The sequence below is a fragment of the Streptomyces lincolnensis genome, assembly GCF_001685355.1.
Taxonomy (GTDB): Bacteria; Actinomycetota; Actinomycetes; order Streptomycetales; family Streptomycetaceae; genus Streptomyces; species Streptomyces lincolnensis.
This window is the reverse complement of sequence record NZ_CP016438.1, coordinates 2,719,193-2,738,973: the sequence shown is the minus strand read 5'-3', so window position 1 is coordinate 2,738,973 and position 19,781 is coordinate 2,719,193. Positions and strand designations below refer to the sequence as shown.

Sequence of the window (19,781 nt, the reverse complement as noted above, 5' to 3'; positions counted from 1 at the left end):
GAGTGGGGACACCCCGCTCTCCACCCCGCTCTCCACCCCCCTCTCAGGACAGCGTGGCGCACAGCTTCCCGGAGACGTCGGGATCCGCATCGCCCAGGACGTTCTGGACCGCGTCGAGGTCGGTGAGGAGGGCGCGCAGGTCCGCGTCACCGGCGTCCGGATTCGTCGCGTACGTGAGAACGGCCCGGTAGAAGGCGGCCGACACATCGGGCCGCATCGCGTCGGCGGCGCCGAAGCACAGCGTGTGGCCGGAGCGCGGCCGGAGCAGCTTCGCGATCCGGCGCTGGACGGGATGGTCGTACCGGGTCACCTGGCTGTGGGCGGAAAAGGCGTAGCCGCCCCGCTGGTTCACCCAGGACTGCTGGGCCTCGCGGTCCGCGAGGTAGGTGATGAGTGCCTCGGCGCTCGGGTTGTCGTCGGTGAACATGCCGACGAAGTCCGCCGACACCTCCAGCCGGCGGGTGTCGGAGGAGGCCACGAAGTCGTAGCGCGCGTTGTCCGGGAAGCCCATCGCGGACAGGGCGCCGTGGGCGAAGGAGCAGGTGGGCGGGTCGGCGGTCATTCCCTCGGCCGCCCGGCTGAAGTTCCGGGTGGGCGCGTCGGCGAGGCTGCCGTCGACGAGCCGCCGCCATCTGGTCCACGCCGCGTGGACCTCGGGCGAGTTCCACTTCAACTCGCCCGAGAGCCACCGCCGGTAGGCCGTGCCGTCGCCGTCGGCTAGCAGGATGTCGGCGATCCAGTCGGCCCCCGGCCAGCCGGAGGTCGGTCCGGACTCCAGCCCGAGGCACCAGGTGGCGGCCCGGCGGGGCGAGAGCGGAGAGGTCGGCGGGCGTTCGGGAGCCTCGGGGTCGAACCAGACCAGGCTCTTGACGTCGACCTTCACGGGCACCGCGTACGTCGTCCGGCCCACCTTCGTCAGCCCGCGGAACGGCTCCACGTACGACGTCGTGGACACGGCGAGCGGCTTCAGCCCCTTGCCCGCGTACTCGTTGATGGCCCCGACACTCGGCAGCATGGCGAGGTCGGGCGGTGCGCCGGCCGCGACCGCGGCGTCCAGTTGCTGGGTGAGGGCCCGGGTGGCCTGGACGTCCACCTGGATGCCGGTGTCCTGCTCGAACGTCCTGATGACCGAGTAGAACGCCTGGAACTCGTCGCCGGACCAGGGGATCATGATCGTCACCCGGTCCTGCCGCGGCCCGCCACCGCAGCCGGCCACCGCGAGGAGCAGCCCGAGGGCCAGGGCCCAGCGCAGGAGTGTGCTCGTGACCACGGGCGTCCTCACCGGCCTCACGACCGCGGGAACCTGTACTCGGCCAGACGCGGCCGGTACGACAGGTGCGCGAGCACGCCCGCGGCCATCAGCAGGGACAGCGCGAGCGCCATCGTCAGCGGGCGCCCGACCAGGGGGTCGGCGGTCAGCCGCCGGGCGTCGTGCAGACAGAGGGCGGCCGTGGTGACACCCACCGCCGCGGTGACCCCGAGCGCGACCACGAGCTGAGGGCTGAGCCGGCGCCGGAAGTGGCGCACGGTGACATGGCCGGTGGCGAGGACGCACAGGAGCATGGCGGCCACCGGGCCGACGAGCAGGGACCAGACGTAGGCGGGACGCAGCCACTGCGAGTCACGCTGCCGGTCGAGCGCCGACTGCTGAAGGGTGCGCAGATCGGTGAGCGACTCCATGAGGCCGCCGGTGCCCGGGATGGGGTCGCCCGTCGCGGGATCCCGTTCGCGTGCGCGAGTCAGTGTCTCGCGGGCGGTGTCCAGGCCGGCGCGGCCGCTGTGCTCGTAGCCTTCGGCGGCCTCCTCGGCCAGTTGCACGCTGGTGGTCAACTGCCCCTGGACGAACTGGATCTGGCTGAGCCCCTGCTTACCGGCCGCGTTGCCCTGGGTGGACGCGGTGACGAGGGTGTTCACCCGGGCGGTGGCGTTGGCGAAGTCGGTGCCCGTGCCGATCAGGTCGGCCTGGCCGGTGGCGGAGACCTCGGCGAGCGCCGTGTCCGCCGCCCTGGCCGTGACGTAGGCCCGGTCGAGGTCCTGGATGGCCTCCTGGGTGCGCCGGGCGGCGGCTATCTGGTGGTCGGCCTGGGCCGAGACCAGCAGATACAGCAGCCCGGTGGCGAGCACCGCGGTGAGTGCGCCGGCCCTGAGCCACTTCAGCACCCGCACGGGGTGCGTCGCCCGCAGCCGTGTCACCCGGGTGCGTAGCGCGGCCCGCACGGACCGCCGGGAAGGGGGCTGCGACGACCGCCCCGACGTGTGTTGTCCCAAAGGTGATTCGTCCCCCACGAGCACCATCTCAGGAGCTTAGCGTGCCGGGTGTGTCGCGGAAACGGGCTCGACCGGTTCGTCCGCGCCGCCGCAACCAGCGCCGTTCCGGAGCGGGCCGCAACCGGTTCGCGAGGTCCACCAGCGCGACGTACTCCCGCTCGGTGGGGGCGTACGCGCCCAACTGCCGTACCGCTTCGGACAGTGCGAGCCGGTCGCGGGTGCGCAGGAACTCGGCGTACTGGATCTCCGCTCGCAGCCCGGCGGCCGCGGCGTCGTCCAGATCGAGCCCGGCCAGCGTCTCGCGGGCCTGTGCCAGATCGTCCTCGGTGGGCGTCCCGGGCCGCTCCGTCCCCGGTGGTGAGAGGACCGTGCCGAGCAGGCGTACGGCGGCGATCCGCGCCTCGCGCTCGTGGCCGAACTCCTGGGCCAGCCGCTCCATGGTGGCCACCGCGTCCTCGCGCCGGCCCGCCGGCAGCAGCACGCGGGCCAGGCCGAAGCCGGCCGCGCCGAGCGCGGGGGCGGTGGCGAAGACCGTGCCGTAGTGGGCCAGGGCGTGGCCGCGGGCACCGTCGCACTCGGCGCACAGCCCCAGGGCGAGCTGCGGGATCAACTCGCCCGGCACGGCCTGCCGCACCTCGGTGAAGTGGTGGGCCGCCAGCGCCGTGTCCGCACGGGCCAGCGCGATCAGGCCCGAGTACCACGCGTGCAGCCAGTGCCAGCGGTCCAGGCCCGAGCGCTCCAACGCCCGCGCGGCCAGCGCCGCGTCCTTCCTGCGCAGCGCGAGCCGGCTCTCCGCCAGCGCGTTCCCGGCCGACTCGCCGATGTACGGATCGTCGGGATCGGCCAGGGGAGTGGGCAGGGCTACGGCGATCTCCCCGAGCCTCGGCGCGGAGAACGGCTCGGGCAGCGTCAGCAGCCCGTCCTCGTCCGGGACCGCCCGGACCCAGTCGCCGAGTGGCCTCGCCACCCCCAGTCCGCCATGCAGCGGTTCGGGCATCGAGCCGAACAGGGCCGAGGGGCGGGCCACCTGCCGGCCGGTCGGCGACGCCGCCACGAGCTGGCGGACCACCCCGCTGAGCTGCTCCCCGAACTGCCGTGCCGAAACGAATCGCCGCTCCGGCAGACCGACGTCCGTGGCGCGCTGGAGCAGTAGTTCGAGCGAGTGGACGCCGGGTGCCGTCCGGTTCTTCAGATGCGCGCTGCACACCTCCAGCAGCGTCCGGCCGAGCCCGAACAGGTCGAAGCCGGGCGTGGGCTCGGCGTGCTCCCTGTCCTCCTGGGGTGGCGCGTACGGCTTCGTGTACGCGACGACCGGACCGGTGTCCTTCCGCGACCGGACCGAGCCGAAGTCGATGAGCCGCACCCGGTCGAGCGGACCGGTGGCGCCGTCCTCCCGGAACCGGATGATGTTCAGCGGTTTGACGTCGCAGTGGAGCAGGCCCCTGGCGTGCAGATAGTCCAACGCCTGGAGGACGCGGATGCCGTGCGCGAGGAGCGTCTCCAGCGGATCGTCGTCCCGCGCGACGAGCGGCGCGCCCGGGACGTACTCCAGGACCAGGTGCGGCCCCTCCGGCTCGTAGCCCAGGATGCGGACGATGCTGTCGTGGCGCAGCCCCACCAGCGCGTTCCGCTCGTCCAGGGCGGTCTGCGCCACCGACTGGTTCAGGTGCTTGAGGACCACATGCGTGTCGAGATTGCGGTCACGGGCCAGATAGGCGGCCCCGTACGCCCCCGACCCGAGGACGTGTTCGAGCTCGTAGCGTCCGGCCACGGTCCTGCCCAGGGGCCGGCTGAAGTCGAACCGTGTGCCGCAGTGCGGGCACACCCCCTCGACCCGCCCCGGCTCCCCGCCGTGTCCCCGCCCCACCGGCTTCCCGCACGCGGGATTCGCACAGTGGCGGTGCTGCTCGTCGAGCAGCCCGCCGGCCGTGTGGAGCGGCAGCTCCGGGAGCTCGGGCACGTGCCCCTCCGGCACCAGTTCGAGGCCGTACCAGGGGTTGGGCCGGACCTGCGCCACACCGGCGGTGACATTGCGCGCGACACGGTGACCGCCGGTGGGCATCAGCCTTCCCACCCCGGAATCTCGCTGTGATGCGGCGCCATCCCTCCACGGTATGACAACTGACGCCTCATGAGCCCGAGTTGTGTGCGGTCGTCGCGGCGGAGGAGGGACTGTCCACGGCCGCGGACGTCGGCCTTGCGTTCATAAAGAACATGCCATGCGCAGGCATCGTCACACGCGAGTAACACAAGAGTTCCGAACCCTCCAACAACGCGATCTACCGTGGAGACCACGGGCCGTACCCGAAGGCCCGTGGTGCTCAAGCCCGGCCGCCGTCGCCCGAAGGCTCACCCCCGCCTCGTACAGACGACAGGAGCCCCGTGTCGCGTCGTGTTGTTCCGACTCTGCCGCCCTGGTTGGCGCATGCCCTGCGTGCCCAGCGGGGACCGGTGCCGTGGAACGCGGTGCTGCGGGGAGCCCTGTCCGCCGGGCCCGTGCTGCTCGTGGCCGTACTGGTGGGACGGGAGTCCCTCGGAGTCGTCGCCGCCATCGGCGCCATGCTCGCCGGGATCAACGACCGGCCCGGGAGCCGGCGGGTCTCGGTGAAGCGCATCGGCGTGCCGGCGTCGGCGGGGGCGGTCGGCCTGCTGGTGGGGACGCAGACCGGCGACCATGTCGGAGCCGTGGTGCTGACCTTGCTGCTCACGCTGGTCGGGCTGCTGGCCGGTGGGCTCAGTGCCGTCGGGCCGGTGGCCTCCGCGGCGGGGACGCAGTTGCTCGTCGCGTCCGCCATCGGAGCCGGGATGCCCTTGCCGGACGCCGGGTGGGAGCGGGCGGTCGCCTATCTCGTCGGGGCCGGGTGGCTGCTCGGGCTGCGGCTCCTGCTGCCCACCCCGGGCTCGCTCGCCGGGGACTTCCGGTTCGACGGGGAGCGGGAGGCGGTGGCGAGGGTCTACGAGGCCATCGCCGGACTGCTCGACGCCGTCGGGACCGACGGCGCCACCGCCCGGCGGGCCGCGCTCACCGCCGCGCTGGACCACGCGCAGGACGCCCTCGCCGGACCCCGGCTGCGGCGGTACGCCAGCTCCGCGGCCGAACGCCGCCTGCACACCCAGTACGCCGCCGCGCTGCCCATCGCCGAGGCCGCGACCGCGCTCGCCTGGGCCGGGGACGCCGTGTCCGGGCGGGCCTCCGCGGGACCCCGGCGCCTCGCCGCCGCCGTACGCGACAGCACGCACACCGGGCCGCTGCCCGCGCCCTCCCGTTCGGCGCCCGGGCTGCGCGCCCTCGACGACGCCCTGCTGCACGCCGCCGAGGCCTTCGACCGCGGCAAGGGGAGCGATCTGCACACCCGCAGGCACGGGGTCGGAGATGTGCTGCGGGCCGTGTTCGGGGCCGGAGGACGGGAGTACGGCCTGCGGGTCGCCCTCTGCTTCGGGGCCAGCGTCGGCGTCGCCCAGGCACTGCACCACACCCAGTGGTACGGGCAGCACGAGCACTGGTACTGGCTGCCCGCCACCACCGTCTTCCTGGTCAAGCCCGACCTCGGCCCGCTCGTCTCACGCGTGCTGTGCCGGGCCGCCGGGACGGTCCTGGGGGCGCTCCTCTTCGCCGGGTTCGCCCTCGTGCTGCCGCGGCCCGAAGGGCTCATCGCGCTCGTCGCCGTCAGCGGCGCGCTCATACCCGTCGCCACCCGGCACTTCGCCGCGCAGACCGCCGTCGTCACCGTCCTCGTGCTCGCCCTGGTGATGGTCGGCGGCGAGCCGCAGGCCTCCGCCGGCCGGATCGGGGAGACGCTGCTGGCCTGCGCGATCGTCCTGATCGTCGGGCATCTGCCGATGCCCGGACAGCGGGCCGGGGGAGTACGGTCCCGGCTCGCGGCGGCGGGCGAGGCCGCGCAGGCGTACCTGGCCCACGTCCTGCGCGAGTCCGACACCCACGCACTGCACGCCGGAGCCGGCACGGACGCCGGAGCCGCCACCGACCCCGACAGCCGTACCGCCCGCTGGACCCTCCGCCGCGAGGCCTACCGCGCGCTCGCCGAGGCCCGTACCGCCATCGCCCTCGCCGCCGCCGAACTGCCCCCGCTCGCCCGCCACTCGGAGGGCGCCGACGAGGTCGCCGCCACCCTGGAACGCCTCGTCGACACCGTCACCGCCTGCGCCGTCCACCTCGACGACACCGGCCGCCTCACCTCCCGGCACACCGAACGCCTCGCCGAACTCCTCGACGAACTGGACAGGGAGCGCGAGCGCGGACACCTGCGGATCCCCGAACTGCGCGTCGCCGGGTGAGCGCGGCGGTGAGAGGATGCGCGGTTCGGCTCACACGACGCGACGACCCCGTCGTACGTTGGCGTGATGAGCGACTCTCCCGCTGACCTCATCATCACCGGATGCACCGTCCTCGTGCACGACGACCAAGAGCGGATCGGGTTCGAGGAGAACGCCACCATCGTCGTACGGGACGGAGCCATCGAGTCCGTCAGCACGGCCCCGGCCACGGTGGAGGCCCGGCAGCACATCGACGCCCGCGGCCAGGTCGCCCTCCCCGGCCTGGTCAACTGCCATACGCACGCGCCCATGGTGGCGCTGCGCGGACTCGCCGAGGATCTGCCCACCGAGGAGTGGTTCAACGACGTCGTCTGGCCGGTCGAGTCCAACCTGACCGCGACGGACGTGGCGTTGGGGGCGCGGCTGGCCTGCGCGGAGATGATCCGCGGGGGTGTCACCTGCTTCGCCGACCACTACTTCTCGATGGACACCGTCGCCGCCGTCGTCGAGGAGTGCGGAATCCGGGCGCACCTCGGCGAGGCGTACTTCTCCTCGCAGGGGCCCCAAGGGCGGGAGAAGTCACTGGAGTTCGCGCTACGACACCGTGATGGCGCCGGGGGACGCATCACCACCGCCCTCGCCCCGCACGCCCCCTACACCGTGGACGACGCCGACCTCACCGCCACCGCCGACCTCGCCCGCGAACACGGCCTGCCCGTGCACCTGCACGCCTCCGAGAACCGCGACCAGGCCGAGACCAGCCTCGCCCGGCACGGTGTCACCCCGATCGAGGTCCTGCGGCGGACCGGGATCCTCGACACCGACGTCCTCATCGCGCACGGCTCCGGCATCCTCGACCGCGACCTGCCCCTCCTCGCGAGCGCCGCCGGTCTCACCGCCGTGGCGACCGCTCCCCGTGGCTATCTGAAGTTCGCCTGGCCCACCACCACACCGGTCCGTGCCCTGCGCGACATCGGCGTCCCCGTCGGGCTCGCCACGGACGGCGCCGCCTCCAACAACTCCCTCGACGTGTGGGAGTCGATGGCGCTCACCGCCCTGATCCAGAAGTCCACGACGGGCGACCCGCGCTGGCTGACCTCCCGTCAGGCACTGCACCACGCCACCCTCCAGAGCGCCCGCGCGGTCGGCCTCGGCGACCGGATCGGCAGCATCGCGCCCGGGCGGCGCGCCGACCTCGTCCTCGTGGACCTCACCGGGCCGCACACCCAGCCCGTGCACGACCTCGCCGCGACCCTCGTGCACAGCGCCCGCTCCTCCGACGTGCGGACGACGATCGTCGAGGGCCGGATCCTCATGCGCGACCGCGAGTTGCTGACCATCGACGTGCCCGCGGTGGTGGCGGAGCTGGGAGAGCGGCTGCCCGCCCTCGTCGACCGCGGCCACGGCAAGCGGATCCAGGAGTACGACACCTGAGAGGCCGCCGTGCGAAACCTGAGAGGCAGCCGTGCGCGGAACCTGGGAGGCCGCCGTGCGAAAAAAGTCCCGCGGCGCCGATGAGTTCCGCCGCTCCCGTCGGTCACCACCCGGAACAGACCGTTTGCACAGGAGGGGCCATGTCGCTTCCGGAGATCGTCTCGCGGACCCAGTGGCGCGCGGCGCGCGAGGAGTTGCTGCTCAAGGAGAAGGCGCTCACGCGGGCGCGGGACGCCCTCAACGCCGAGCGGCGCGCACTGCCGATGGTCGAGATCGACACGGAGTACGTGTTCGAGGGCGGCGACGGCAAGGCCACCCTGCTCGACCTCTTCGAGGGCCGCGACCAGCTCGTCGTCTACCACTTCATGTTCGCGCCCGAGTGGGAGGCCGGCTGCCGCAGCTGCTCGGCCTTCCTGGACCAGATCGGCCACCTCGCCCATCTGAAGGCCCGGGGGACGACGTTCGCCGCCGTGTCCCGGGCGCCGTACCCGAAGATCCTGCCGTTCAAGGCGCGGATGGGCTGGACGGTGCCCTGGTACTCGTCGTACGCGAGCGACTTCAACCGTGACTTCGAGGCGACCCTGGAGCACGAGGGGGAGCTCGTCGAGCGGCCCGGGGTCAGCTGTTTCCTGCGCGAGCACGACCGGGTCTTCCACACCTACTCGACCTACGAACGCGGCCTCGACGGGCTCGGCTCCACCACCACCCTGCTGGACCTCACGGCGCTCGGACGGCAGGAGGCGTGGGAGGAACCCAAGGGGCGCGCGTCGGCACTGGGGGCGCCTGCGGGCAGTGAGCGCATCCGATATCACGACGAGTACGAGGACTGACACATTCCGTAGTGAAAGTGACCGTTGGGTAACCGGACCCTCACGCTTCGCGCTGAACAAGTGTCAACTACGTCTCAGTACCGCAACTGAGCGAGGCGTTCGGCCCCTGGAAGGCGTTAACTCCTACAAGTGCTCCTACGGGTGAGTACAACGCTTTCTGGAGGTGCAGGGTGGTGAACGGGCGAACAGTGCTCGAACGCTTTCCCGCAGGTGGGCCGAGAGGCTCCTGGCCGGCGGAGGAGTTCGCGCACGCGCGGCGTCTTGAGGGACTGCCCGCCGAGGTGGTCATGGACCTCGCGACGGACACGTTCCTGGTGATCGTGCGCAGCGGAGAAGGCGCCGTCGACGCGGTGGCCTGACGGGTCAGCCCGCCTTCGGGGCGGGCACCTCACCCGGCAGATCCCGGCTCGACGGATCCGGACCCCTCGGCACCTTCGTGAACTGCTCCGCCTGGAGCGAGTACAGCTCCGCGTACACCCCGCCGGAGGCCAGCAGCTCCTCCGGTGTGCCGGACTCCACCAGCCGGCCCTGCTCCAGCACGTGCACCAGGTCCGCGTGGCGCACCGACGCCAGCCGGTGCGTGATGAGGATGACCGTCTGGCCGGTGCCGGCCAGCGCGCGGATCTTCTCGAAGACCTCCAGCTCGGCCCGTGCGTCCAGCGCCGCGGTCGGCTCGTCCACGATCAGGATGCGCCCGTGCCGGTAGGCGGCCCGGGCGATGCCGAGCCGCTGCCACTGACCGCCCGACAGCTCGTGCCCGCCGCTGAAGTTGCGGGCCAGCAGGGTGTCCAGGCCGTGCGGCAGATCCGCGAGCACGTCCTGGGCCCCGGCCTCACCGACCGCGTCGGCCACCCGCTCCTCGGTCAGCGGCACCGAGGGACGGCCCACCGCCACGTTCACCCGGGCCGTGAACGGCCACCGCTTGAAGTTCTGGGCCACCATCGCGACCCGTTCCGCCAGCAGCCGCCGGTCCGTGTCCGCCGCGTCGACGTCGTCCCACAGGATCCGGCCCTCGCCGGGCGCGTACAGCCCGGCCAGCAGCTTCACCAGGGTCGTCTTGCCCGAGCCGTTCTCCCCGACCAGCGCGACGATCTTGCCGAGCGGGACGGAGAGCGTCACCCCGTCGAGGGCGGGACGCCTCGCGTCACCCGGGTAGGTGAAGGTGACGTTCTCGAAGCGGATCTCGCGCGGCTCGTCCGGCAGCGCCGTGCCGCCCACCGGGACGACCCAGTCGGCCGCCTCCGTATGGAGCCGCTGGAGATCGCCGACGAACAGGGCCTCCTCGTGCAGCGCGTTGACCTCCACGACCAGGGTGTCGAGGCTCTGCGAACCGGTACGGATGGCGATCACGGCCGTACCGGCGACCGACAGTGCCATCGCGCCCCCCAGCAGCAGTCCGCCGAGCGTCGCGTAGGTCGCCGCCGTCGCCAGGCCCGTCCACCCGGCCGCGATCAGGCCGGTGCCGGCGGCCAGCCGGGCCAGCCGGGTCTGCTCCGCCTCCGCCGTCTCGGCCATCGCGCGGAAGTGGCGCAACAGGAACGGCCCCACCCCGTGGACCCGGACCTCCGGCGCCGCCTCGGGCTCGATCAGCAGGGCGCCCAGCAGCCGGCCCGCCCGCACGTGCTGCACCCAGGCGTGGAACGACGCGTACCGCCGACGCGCCATCGTCAGCGCGCTCCACGCGCTCGGCAGGGTCATCGTCACCAGCAGCGGCAGCAGTGCCGGGTGCAGCACGGTCAGCACACCGGCCGCCGCGACCAGCGAGATCATCGCGTTCACCACGCGCGTGGCGTACGAGATCATTCGCCGGGCGGAGGCAGCCCCGTACTGCGCGGTGTCCAGCAGCTTGTGGAAGGTGTGGTCCTCGATCGCGGCCAGCTCCACCGTCGCCGCCCGCTCCAGGTACCGCTCGGTCGCCACCCGCTCCACCTTGGGCTCAAGGCGTCCGGTGGCATACGTCGACGCGGCCCGCAGCAGCGCCCCGGCCATCATCACGGCGGCCATCACGACCAGCGCGGGTACGGCACCCCGCAGCCGTTCCTCCAGAGGGCCCCCACCGATCAGCCGGCCCAGCACGCTGTTGACCGCGAGCAGACTCACCGCCTGGGACAGGCCCCGGCTCACCTCCGCGACCAGCACGATCCGCGCTGCCGGCCGGTCCGCCTGCCACGCCAGCCGGAAACTCGCCGTCAGCAGCGACGGCAGGCGGGTCACCATCGCCCGGAGGTTCAGCTCCAGAAACGCGTCCTGGTGCGAGTTCCACCCCGTGTCGTACCGCAGCGGCCCTCCGAAGAGCAGTCGCTCCGACTCGGAGACCCCGGGCGCCTCCGCCTTGGGTTTCTTCCTCACCCCTGACCTCCCCCGATCCTGGACGAACGGCCACTATCGCGGGGGCGGACTCCCTGGGGCAGGGCGCAGACGGGGGAGGGGGGAGCGCGCGGGCGCACACTCGTGACCCTGGGTGGGACAACCGACCCAGGGGCGCGGGGCTGTATCGATATGCGGCTCCGCCGCGTGGGCGCGACCAGCCACAAACGGCCCGCACGCTACAGACGACCCTCGGACCTCGGCGCCCCCAGCGGAGCGCTTACGCGCGAACCGGCCGGGACCACACCGGCGTCGTCCCCGTGAGCCGGCACACCGCCAGATACAGCGGTATCGGCGGCGTGTACGGCACCGTCCCCTCCGGACGGTGCAGCAGGTCGGGTACCACCGGGGCGTCCGGAACTACCGCCCCGGTGGCGTACTGGGCGGGCGCGGGCCACTCCAGGGCGTAGTCGGAGTCGGCCGGCACGAGCCACCACCAGTGCGCCTCATCGGCGTAGACGCATCCGGGTCGTGGCAGGCGTGACATCACCTGGGGGCCGAGCCGCGCCGGCACCGCCACCGCGTCGCAGCCCAGCGGGACCGTCATGCCCTCGGGCACCGGCAGCCGGAGGGGCCGGGGCGTGCCCGGTGTACGCAGCCCGCGTCGGAGGCGGACCAGCGTGTCCAGGGTGAGTACCTGGCCGCCGGAGCCGGCCCTCACGCCCACGCACCCCCCGCCCCGTGCTCCCGGGCCCGGGTCTCGGGCGCCGCCCGGTGGTGTGTCTGCGTCGCGTCGGCCGCGTCGTCCTCGTCAGAGCCGCCGGACGGGCCGGGCTTCGGGCGGGCTCCCCAGCCCAGGTCGTTGCGCGGGCCGGTGTCGGTGCGGGGCTCGTCGTCCTTGCGCGGCAGATCCGCCCAGACCAGCAGGCCCGGACCGTGCTCGTGGGCGCCCCAGGAGTGGCACAGGGCCTCGACGAGGAGCAATCCCCTCCCGTGCTCCTCCTCGGGCCGCTGCGGTGACGGGTGGGGCTCGCCCGGAGCGCATCCCTCGTCGCGCACCGCTATGCGCACCAGGTCGTCACCGTCGTGCAGCTCGCAGACCACACGGCGGCTCGCGGTGTGCACGATGGCGTTGGTGACCAGCTCGGTCACCACGAGAGCGGCCGAGTCGCAGGTGTCCTCGCCCACCGACCAATGGGTCAGCCGGGCCCTCGTCAGGCGTCTGGCCTGGGCGGGAGAACCCGGATGGGCGGCCAGCTCGAACCGGAACCGGCGCTCGGCAGCGACCCTGTCGGGCCCCACTGCCGGGGCGGCACCGAGACCGAGGGGGCGGCCTGCGGCGGCGTCTGTTCCTAAGGGCGCGGACGGAATCACGCTTGCCACTATCGCCCCGACGTGAACACTTGGCAAGTGTCACTCTGAAAAATGCAGAGTGCTGTGTGACGCGGTGAGGTGCCGTGGCACACTGCTCGCAACAGCATGCCGAGCGGCGCCAGTTGGGGTCATCGAAGATCCACATCAATCCGTACAGATCTTCGAACAGGTCCTTGAACGGCGCCGCAGCACTGTCAGCGTGCCGTGTGGTCGGCCTGATCCCCCGCGGCCGCCCGACCAGGGACTTTGTGGAGGTGGAGGGTGAGCGAACCGCGGTCCGCGCCGACAGTCGGCCAGGTCGTGCTCGGCCGGCGTCTCCTGGACCTGAGGGAGCGCGCCGGGCTCAGACGCGAGGAGGCCGCCCGCATCCTCCGTGTCGCACCCGCCACGGTCCGCCGTATGGAGATGGCCGAGGTCGCCTTCAAGATCCCGTATCTCCAGCTGCTGCTGAAGGCCTACGGCATCACCGACCACGAGGCCGAGGCCTTCGTCCAGCTCGCCGAGGAGGCCAACCGGCCCGGCTGGTGGCAGCGGTTCCACGACGTGCTGCCCGGCTGGTTCTCGATGCACGTCAGCCTGGAGGGCGCCGCCGCCCTGATCCGCCAGTACGAGCCGCACTTCGTGCCCGGACTGCTCCAGACCGAGGACTACGCGCGTGGCGTCCTGCGCTCCGGCGCCATCGGCCAGACCAGCCCTGACGACATCGAACGCCATGTCGCCCTGCGCATGGAACGCCAGGGTCTGCTCACCCGTCAGGACGCGCCCCGGCTGTGGGTCGTCATGGACGAGACCGTACTGCGCCGCCCCGTCGGCGGACCGGAGGTGATGCGTGCCCAGATCGACAAGCTGCTCGACGCCGCGAAGCTGCCCAACGTCACGCTCCAGGTCGCTCCGTTCGCCAACGGGCCGCACCCGGGCACGTACGGGCCCTTCGTGCTCTTCCGATTTGCCGTGTCCGAACTTCCGGACATGGTCTACAGCGAGTACCTGACCGGCGCCGTCTATCTGGACGCGCGCGCGGAGGTGGCCACCCACCTCGAGGTCATGGACCGCATGGCGGCGCAGGCCGCTACTGCACATCGCACGAAGGAGATCCTCAAGGATCTCCGCAAGGAGCTGTGAATGGATCGCATCAAGCCGCGCAACGTCTACAACGGCATGCCCGCGCGGGACTTGGGCAGCGAAGGCTGGCACAAACCGTGGAGCGGCGGCAACGGCGGCAACTGCGTGGAGGCGATGAAGCTCGCCGACGGCCGGATCGCCGTCCGCCAGTCCACCGATCCGGACGGTCCGGCGCTCATCTACACCACGGACGAGATGACCGCGTTCATCGAGGGCGCCAAGGCGGGGGAGGCCGACTTCCTTCTTTCCTGACCGCCGTGCTCGATTGAGCTCACTTGATGAGTTGTCACTAATTGATGAGTTGTCACTGATGACGGGTTGTCACTGATGACGGGGTGCGGCACCGTGTCGCTGCCGCTCTCCGTCGCCAGGAGCTACAGCCAGGACCACATCCGCCGCGGGGCGTCCACCAGCCGGCTCACCGCGACCACCGGGATCGGCGGCTGCGCGGCCTTGTCGGCGCTGAGGTGCAGGCCGTAGTAGATCTGCTCGATCGAGGGCGGTCCGACCGCGAGGTTGCGGCGGACCGCCGACGACGAGGTCTGTTCCCCGGTCTGCACGAGATAGGCGGCCGCCATCGCGCCCGTACGGCCCACGCCGGCACCGCAGTGCACGAACACCGGTCCGGACGAGTGGGCGACCACGTCGAGGAAGCGCCGCACCTGCTCCGGCTTCGGCGTCTGCCCGTCCCGGATGGGCATGCGTACGACGTCCAGCCCGGCCTTCCCGGGTCCGGCGAGCTGGGTCGCGCTCAGGTCCTCGGCGCGCAGGTCCACCACCGTGGTGATGCCCATGCCCGCCAGGGCCCGGTAACCGGCGGGGGAGGGGGCGGCGCCCCGCCACAGCCGTCCCTCGGAGTCGACCGGCTGGAAGTGGTGCACACCCTGCACCGTGCGGGTCCCGGCCGGGGCCGGGGTCTCCTCGTGCGCCCAGTACGACGCGGCCAGGATGCCGAGGGCGCCGGTGGCCCACAGGGTGAGGTAGCCGAGGGCCACGAGGAGGAGGATCCGCAGTGCGCGCCGCGACAGGGGGCGCGGGCGCAGGGCGGCGGGGGGCAGGGCGGCGGGGGGCAGGGGAACGGTGAGGACAGCCATGGGCGACCCGGGGGATAGGGGACGGGGAACGCGTTCGCAGGCTAACCCGGGTGGCGTATGGCTGTCTTGTCCGTGTACGTGCGGCTATGTGATCACCTGAGTGATCGTTTCGCGGCCCGCCGTGCGGGTGCGGAGGGGTCAGTCGTCGTCCGCGTCGCCGATGCCGACCACCGTGAGGTGGGCGCGTTCCAGGGTGGCGTCCTCCAGGCAGCCGCGCAGGCGCATGCGGTCGTGGTCCGTGAGCGCGGGCCGTACGACCCCGGCGAACAGACCGTCCCCCAGATCACCGAGTGCCGCGTGCCGCAAGGGCACTGACGTGGAGTCGCGGCAGCGCTCCCAGACCTGCTGCGCGGCCAGGGACCGCCGCTCGGCCGTGGTGTCCGAGCCGCGCAGATCGACCTGGACGATCACCGAGGTCGCCCGGCTCCCGTTCCGTTCCTCGTCGCGGGTCTGGGTGAGCTCGGCGAGCCCCGCGACCAGCGCGGCGAGCAGACCGGCCCCGACGACTGTGACCACAGTCACGCGGGCGGCGCGTCCCCGGTCGGGCCGGGCCCCCGGCCCCGGCAGGTCCTCCAGATCGCCGGGCCCGCCCGGATCGGGGGCGGCCAGGACGGCCAGCCGTCCGGCGAGCCGCCGCTCGGCCGGCCCGGCCGTGGCCGACGCGACCTTCTGCACCACCCAGGCGAGCCCGGCCAGCACCACTCCGGTGACCATCAGGACCGGCACGAAGACATACGTCCGGTCCGCCGGGTCCTCCAGCCAGCGGAACCGGGTCTCCTCGCGGGCCAGGGCCGGCTGCCGCAGCCGGGTCAGCACGTCCTCCTGACGGGCCTCCGCCTCCCGCTGCCGCCGGTCGGTGTCCCGCAGCCGTTCCTCGATCCGGGTCAGCCGCCCCAGCGTCACCAGGCCGAGCAGCAGCACCTCGACGACCAGCAGCAGCACCCCGCAGATCAGGGCCCGCTGCCACTGCCAGCGGTACAGATAGACGACGAGGTAGGAACCGGCCCCGGCCGCGGCCAGCCCCGCGAAGACGTACGCGACCTTCCTCATGGCGCGTTCCCCAGCCGTGCGCCACCGGCCGCCGACCGTGTGTCGGTCGGCCGTACCTCACCGGTCGTGCCGTCGACGGTGAGCCGGGTGCCGGGCGGGAAGCGGTTCACGGCGTCGGTGGCGCCGACGACCGCGGGGAGTCCGAACTCCCTGGCCAGGACGGCGAGATGGGACAGCGGGCTGCCCGTCTGGGCGACCAGTGCGGTGAGGCCGGGCAGCAGCGGGGCGAGCGCGGGGTCCAGTGTGCGCACGACGAGCACGGCATCGGCCGGCCGGGGCCCGGCGCCGTCCCAGACGGTCCCGGCGCCACGCCCTCCGGAGACCCCTCGTACGCCGTCGCCCCGGCCGCGGTCCCGCTCGGCGACGACGGCTCCGTCGGCCGCCAGCCGGAACGTGTCCGGCAGCGGCGCGGAGACGGCCGGCGGCACCCGCGCCTCCAGGTCGGCGGGCGGCGCCCCGCCCTCCAGCACCCCGGCGAGCTCCGCCCACCGCAACAGCCCGACCCGCTCCCCGTCGATCCCGGCCCGCCGTGCCGTCTCCCGCACGAGCCGCACCTGGAGCTCCTGCACCCAGCGGATGCGGAGGCGGAGGGCCTCCCGGGGCGGGAGGGAGGCGAAGCTCGCCACGGCCGGGTCCTCCTGGGCTGCCCCGGCCTCGAGGCCCATGGTGTCCGGCAGGGCTTTCGTCGGTCCCCGCAGACTCGGTGCCGTCAGGGCCAGGACGACCGGGTTCTCGGCGATCACGCGGTCGTCCGGGACGCCCCGGGCGCGGGCCCGGGCGAGGGCGGACAGGGCCAGGCCCGCGGCCGTACGGCTCTTCGGAGGGTCGCGCAGCAGCGCGCCGGCGAGGGATTCCTGCGCGTGCAGGGAGGCCAGGACGCGGCGGGTCCAGCGCAGTTCCGCCCGGAGGGCGGGGGAGCCGAGTCCGGCCGGGGCGGGGACATCGGCCAGATGCCGGTCGACGTCCGCGACGAGATCCGTCGCCAGGCCGGGCAGCGCCGCACCGAGCCGGCCCACCCGCCAGGCCGCGCCCAGCCGCCGGGCGCCGGGCGCCGGATTGAGCAGCGCCGGCCACCGGTACCTCGGCGTGACCAGGCCGAGCAGGCGCAGGTCGGCGACCGCGCGACCGCCGACCGTCGTCACCACGGGCACCGCCCTCAGCAACCGGCGAGGCGCGCTGCCCGCGATGTCGAGCGCGGCGGCCAGCCCTCGCGCCATGGGCGCCACCCACAGGTCCTCCTCCAGCGGGGTCAACTGCTCCGGCAGGGTCTCCGCCACCGGCCCGGGCCCCAGCAGCCGTGCCCCGCGCGCCGGGCGCGCGGCCATCGCCGTGATCGGGCGGCTCTGGAACAGCCACAGCCGCCCGTCCCCGTCGAATCCGAACTCGATGTCCTGCGGCCCGCCGAACACCTGCCGGGCCCGCTGCGCGAGCCGCGCCAGACGGACCAGTTCGGAGCGCGTCAGCGGCGACCCGGCCCCGGCCGGCTCCCGCCGCAGCAGCCGTCCGTGCCCGCCCAGCCAGTAGGAGGTCCCGGCCTGCACCCCGCTGACCAGGCTGTCCGGCCCGCCGCGCACCGCGCTCACCAGCAGCCGGTCGGTGCGCCCCTCGACCGGATCGGCACCGAACATCACGCCCCCGACGCGGGCCGTGAGCATCGGCTGCACGAGCACGGCCATCGGCACGGTGGACCCGTCGGGCCGGTCCGCCGAGTCGAGCACGGTCCGTACGGCCGTACGAAATTCCCGCCAGCCGCGGACATCGAGCACGGAGTCGAACTGACCCGCCAGCGACGACTGCTCGGTGTCCTCCTTCGGCGACGAGGACCGTACGACGAGGGCGCGGGCGCCGCCGTCGGAGAGCTCCTGCCAGGCCCGCCGCAGGGCGATCGTGTCGGTGTCCCCGCCGGGCGGGATCACGAAGCCGGGCAGCACCGGCAGTCCGGCACCGGCCGCGCGGGCGAGGTTCGCGGCCTTGGACCCGGTGAGTCCGGGGAGTACGGCGTCGGGGTGCTCCAGCGGGACGACGGCCGGAGCGTGTGTCGGCGCCGGGCCGTGCGTGGGCTCCGGGCCGTGTGTCCGCTCCGGGCCGTGCGTCCCCGCCGGGTCGAGGGCGAGCTCGCCCCGGGACCCGTCCCCCTCGCGTGCGCCTTCTCCGTGACGTTCGTCGAGCGTCGTCATCGAGCACCCTCCAGGACCGGCCGCCAACAGGGGGGACGCGCGGGGGTGGCCCTGCGCCTGACGGCGGAACGAAGGATGGGACGGGCCACTGCCGGTCCGGCGGACCGGAGCCGACGACAGCTCGCCTCCTGTTCCGATGATCCCACCACGCTTCGGATCCTTGTAGCCCGTAAGCCACATTTCGGTCATGTAAGGAAAAAATCAGTGCGTAGGTACGACGGTGGATCATGATGCTCGTCCCGGAGGAGCAGCCCGCGGTTCCTCCGCGGGCAGGAGACCCGCCGCGGACGGCTCGTCCGTGCGCAGGAGCGCGCGGTGAGGGGGCGGGTGGGCGCGCCGTGGGCGGGTCATGTGCCGGTACGTGTGCTGCCCGGGGCGTCGTCCGGAGGGCCGTCGTCCGGCGGCAGGATTCCGCAGAGCGCCTCGACCGCCGCGCCGTAGGCGTGCTCCGAGGGGGTCGCGTACCCCACGACCAGGCCGTCGTGCGCCGCCATGTCGGTCGCCGGGTGCCGGAACTCGGCGAGGCCGTCCAGGGCGACGCCCTGCCAGGCGGCGGCCTTGACCGTGGACCGCTCGGTGCCCGGCGGCAGCCCGAGCACCGCGTGCAGCCCGGCCGCCACCCCGGTGACCCGCACGTGCGGCGCGTGCGTGGCGAGCGCCGCGACGAGCCGGTCCCGGCGGGCGCGGTACCGCTGCCGCATCCGCCGCACATGACGGTCGTAGGACCCGCGGGACAGGAAGTCGGCGAGGGCCAGCTGGTCCGGGACGCTCGCCCAGGCCTCGCGCTCGCCCTTGGCCGCGAGCACACCGTCGACGTACCGCTCCGGAAGGACCATCCAGCCCAGCCGCAGCGCGGGCGACAGGCTCTTGCTGACCGAGCCGAGGTAGATCACGCGCTCGGGATCCAGACCCTGGACGGCGCCGACCGGCTTGCGGTCGTAGCGGAACTCCCCGTCGTAGTCGTCCTCCAGGATCACCGCCCCACGCGCGCGTGCCCAGCCGACCACGGCCGCCCGGCGCGCCGGATCCAGCGGTCCGCCGGTCGGGAACTGGTGCGCGGGCGTGAGCAGGACGGCCCGCTCGCGGCCCAACAGGTCTGTCCGCGCGCCGCGTTCGTCCAGCGGAAGCGGAACGGTCCGCACTTCGGCGGTGTCGAGGAGCTCCCGGTGGAAGCCCAGCCCGTACGCCTCCACGGCCAGTGGACCGCTCAGCGCGCCGCCCCCGCCCTGACCGAAGAGCAGGCGCAGCGCGTGGGCGAAGCCGGAGCAGACGACGATCCGGCCCGGCTCCGTGCGCACGCCCCGCGCGCGGGCCAGGTACTCCGTGAGCGCCTCCCGCAGCTCCACCCGCCCGGCCGGATCGCCGGGCCCGAACACCTCGTTCGGCGCCTGCTGGAGGGCCCGCCGGTAGGACGTCAACCACTCGGCCCGCGGGAACGCCGACGCGTCCGGCGTGCCCTGCCGCAGGTCGTGCCGCGGCCCACGCGCGCGCGGAGACGCCCTACGGCGTGCCTCTACGGCGGGTCGCAGCGGCTTCGCCCGCTCCGCGACCCGGGTGCCCGAGCCCTGACGGGCGGTGAGCCAGCCCTCCGCGACGAGTTCCGCGTAGGCGTCGGCCACCGTGTTGCGGGCGACCCCGAGGTCGGCGGCGAGCGAACGATAGGCAGGCAGCCGGGTCCCGGGCGTGAGGCGCCCGTCGCGCACCGCCTCACGCAGCGCACGGATCAGCGCGGCCCGCCGGCCACCGGGACCGGACAGCTCCAGATGCAGATCGGCACCGATCCGCTCCGCGGAATTGACCCACGATTCGTCCATGGAAATGCACCCTACTGCGGGTCTTTCCGAGCCGTA

The 19,781-nt window shown here is 73.3% G+C and carries 16 protein-coding genes; 6 read left to right on the top strand and 10 right to left on the bottom strand.

What is annotated here, in order from left to right; genetic code table 11:
- Positions 1–43 precede the first annotated feature (43 nt).
- The 3 genes from SLINC_RS12130 to SLINC_RS12120 all read right to left on the bottom strand — a co-directional run bounded on the left by SLINC_RS12130 (position 44) and on the right by SLINC_RS12120 (position 4,330).
- The gene (locus SLINC_RS12130; RefSeq protein ID WP_067430691.1) at positions 44–1,270 is read right to left on the bottom strand and encodes an extracellular solute-binding protein; all 1,227 of its coding nucleotides are present in this window, start codon (positions 1,268–1,270) and stop codon (positions 44–46) included.
- A gap of 17 nt (positions 1,271–1,287) precedes the next feature.
- Complete coding sequence (locus SLINC_RS12125; protein WP_152039035.1) at positions 1,288–2,217, bottom strand: hypothetical protein; 930 nt, start codon at positions 2,215–2,217, stop codon at positions 1,288–1,290.
- 79 nt (positions 2,218–2,296) lie between these two features.
- Positions 2,297–4,330 carry a tetratricopeptide repeat protein gene (locus SLINC_RS12120; protein WP_067430686.1) on the bottom strand — a complete coding sequence of 678 codons (2,034 nt, stop codon included), beginning with the start codon at positions 4,328–4,330 and terminating at the stop codon, positions 2,297–2,299.
- A gap of 320 nt (positions 4,331–4,650) precedes the next feature.
- Between SLINC_RS12120 and SLINC_RS12115 the strand changes: the two genes are divergently transcribed.
- From SLINC_RS12115 to SLINC_RS45810, 4 genes are all read left to right on the top strand, one after another.
- Positions 4,651–6,564: an FUSC family protein gene (locus tag SLINC_RS12115; RefSeq protein ID WP_067430683.1), complete on the top strand. Its 1,914-nt coding sequence runs from the start codon at positions 4,651–4,653 to the stop codon at positions 6,562–6,564.
- Between the two features lie 66 nt (positions 6,565–6,630).
- Positions 6,631–7,977 carry an amidohydrolase gene (locus SLINC_RS12110; RefSeq protein ID WP_067430680.1) on the top strand — a complete coding sequence of 449 codons (1,347 nt, stop codon included), beginning with the start codon at positions 6,631–6,633 and terminating at the stop codon, positions 7,975–7,977.
- A gap of 140 nt (positions 7,978–8,117) precedes the next feature.
- Positions 8,118–8,807 carry a DUF899 domain-containing protein gene (locus tag SLINC_RS12105; protein WP_067430677.1) on the top strand — a complete coding sequence of 230 codons (690 nt, stop codon included), beginning with the start codon at positions 8,118–8,120 and terminating at the stop codon, positions 8,805–8,807.
- Between the two features lie 170 nt (positions 8,808–8,977).
- Positions 8,978–9,166, top strand: a complete 189-nt coding sequence (locus SLINC_RS45810) for a hypothetical protein (RefSeq protein ID WP_435862027.1) — start codon at positions 8,978–8,980, stop codon at positions 9,164–9,166.
- A 4-nt stretch (positions 9,167–9,170) separates the two neighbouring features.
- Here the strand turns inward: SLINC_RS45810 and SLINC_RS12100 are convergent, their stop codons facing one another.
- The 3 genes from SLINC_RS12100 to SLINC_RS12090 all read right to left on the bottom strand — a co-directional run bounded on the left by SLINC_RS12100 (position 9,171) and on the right by SLINC_RS12090 (position 12,497).
- Positions 9,171–11,156 (bottom strand): ABC transporter ATP-binding protein, encoded by a 1,986-nt coding sequence (locus tag SLINC_RS12100; protein ID WP_067430674.1) that lies wholly within the window; start codon positions 11,154–11,156, stop codon positions 9,171–9,173.
- Positions 11,157–11,394: 238 nt separating this feature from the next.
- Positions 11,395–11,841 (bottom strand): hypothetical protein, encoded by a 447-nt coding sequence (locus SLINC_RS12095; RefSeq protein WP_067430671.1) that lies wholly within the window; start codon positions 11,839–11,841, stop codon positions 11,395–11,397.
- A complete protein-coding gene (locus SLINC_RS12090; protein WP_079164500.1) occupies positions 11,832–12,497 on the bottom strand; it encodes an ATP-binding protein in 666 nt (221 codons plus the stop codon). Before SLINC_RS12090 ends, SLINC_RS12095 begins: the two co-directional genes overlap by 10 nt.
- A gap of 252 nt (positions 12,498–12,749) precedes the next feature.
- Between SLINC_RS12090 and SLINC_RS12085 the strand changes: the two genes are divergently transcribed.
- Positions 12,750–13,610, top strand: coding sequence for a helix-turn-helix domain-containing protein (locus tag SLINC_RS12085; RefSeq protein ID WP_067430666.1), 861 nt, complete (start codon positions 12,750–12,752; stop codon positions 13,608–13,610).
- Complete coding sequence (locus SLINC_RS12080; protein ID WP_067430663.1) at positions 13,611–13,862, top strand: DUF397 domain-containing protein; 252 nt, start codon at positions 13,611–13,613, stop codon at positions 13,860–13,862.
- Positions 13,863–13,984: 122 nt separating this feature from the next.
- Here the strand turns inward: SLINC_RS12080 and SLINC_RS12075 are convergent, their stop codons facing one another.
- From SLINC_RS12075 to pdxR, 4 genes are all read right to left on the bottom strand, one after another.
- Complete coding sequence (locus SLINC_RS12075) at positions 13,985–14,704, bottom strand: fused DSP-PTPase phosphatase/NAD kinase-like protein (RefSeq protein ID WP_067430659.1); 720 nt, start codon at positions 14,702–14,704, stop codon at positions 13,985–13,987.
- A 138-nt stretch (positions 14,705–14,842) separates the two neighbouring features.
- A complete protein-coding gene (locus tag SLINC_RS12070) occupies positions 14,843–15,754 on the bottom strand; it encodes a hypothetical protein (RefSeq protein ID WP_067430656.1) in 912 nt (303 codons plus the stop codon).
- Complete coding sequence (locus SLINC_RS50140) at positions 15,751–17,931, bottom strand: PEP/pyruvate-binding domain-containing protein (RefSeq protein ID WP_067430653.1); 2,181 nt, start codon at positions 17,929–17,931, stop codon at positions 15,751–15,753. Before SLINC_RS50140 ends, SLINC_RS12070 begins: the two co-directional genes overlap by 4 nt.
- Before the next feature lie 347 nt (positions 17,932–18,278).
- The gene (gene pdxR / locus SLINC_RS12060; RefSeq protein ID WP_067430650.1) at positions 18,279–19,745 is read right to left on the bottom strand and encodes a MocR-like pyridoxine biosynthesis transcription factor PdxR; all 1,467 of its coding nucleotides are present in this window, start codon (positions 19,743–19,745) and stop codon (positions 18,279–18,281) included.
- Positions 19,746–19,781 lie beyond the last annotated feature (36 nt).

What these genes read in the sequence shown, in the direction of transcription:
- SLINC_RS12120 (WP_067430686.1), bottom strand. Translation starts at nt 4,330, where the DNA reads ATGCCCACCGGCGGTCACCGTGTCGCGCGCAATGTCACCGCCGGTGTG.
- SLINC_RS50140 (WP_067430653.1), bottom strand. Translation starts at nt 17,931, where the DNA reads ATGACGACGCTCGACGAACGTCACGGAGAAGGCGCACGCGAGGGGGAC.
- SLINC_RS12105 (WP_067430677.1), top strand. Translation starts at nt 8,118, where the DNA reads ATGTCGCTTCCGGAGATCGTCTCGCGGACCCAGTGGCGCGCGGCGCGC.
- SLINC_RS12070 (WP_067430656.1), bottom strand. Translation starts at nt 15,754, where the DNA reads ATGAGGAAGGTCGCGTACGTCTTCGCGGGGCTGGCCGCGGCCGGGGCC.
- SLINC_RS12075 (WP_067430659.1), bottom strand. Translation starts at nt 14,704, where the DNA reads ATGGCTGTCCTCACCGTTCCCCTGCCCCCCGCCGCCCTGCCCCCCGCC.
- SLINC_RS12110 (WP_067430680.1), top strand. Translation starts at nt 6,631, where the DNA reads ATGAGCGACTCTCCCGCTGACCTCATCATCACCGGATGCACCGTCCTC.
- SLINC_RS12080 (WP_067430663.1), top strand. Translation starts at nt 13,611, where the DNA reads ATGGATCGCATCAAGCCGCGCAACGTCTACAACGGCATGCCCGCGCGG.
- pdxR (WP_067430650.1), bottom strand. Translation starts at nt 19,745, where the DNA reads ATGGACGAATCGTGGGTCAATTCCGCGGAGCGGATCGGTGCCGATCTG.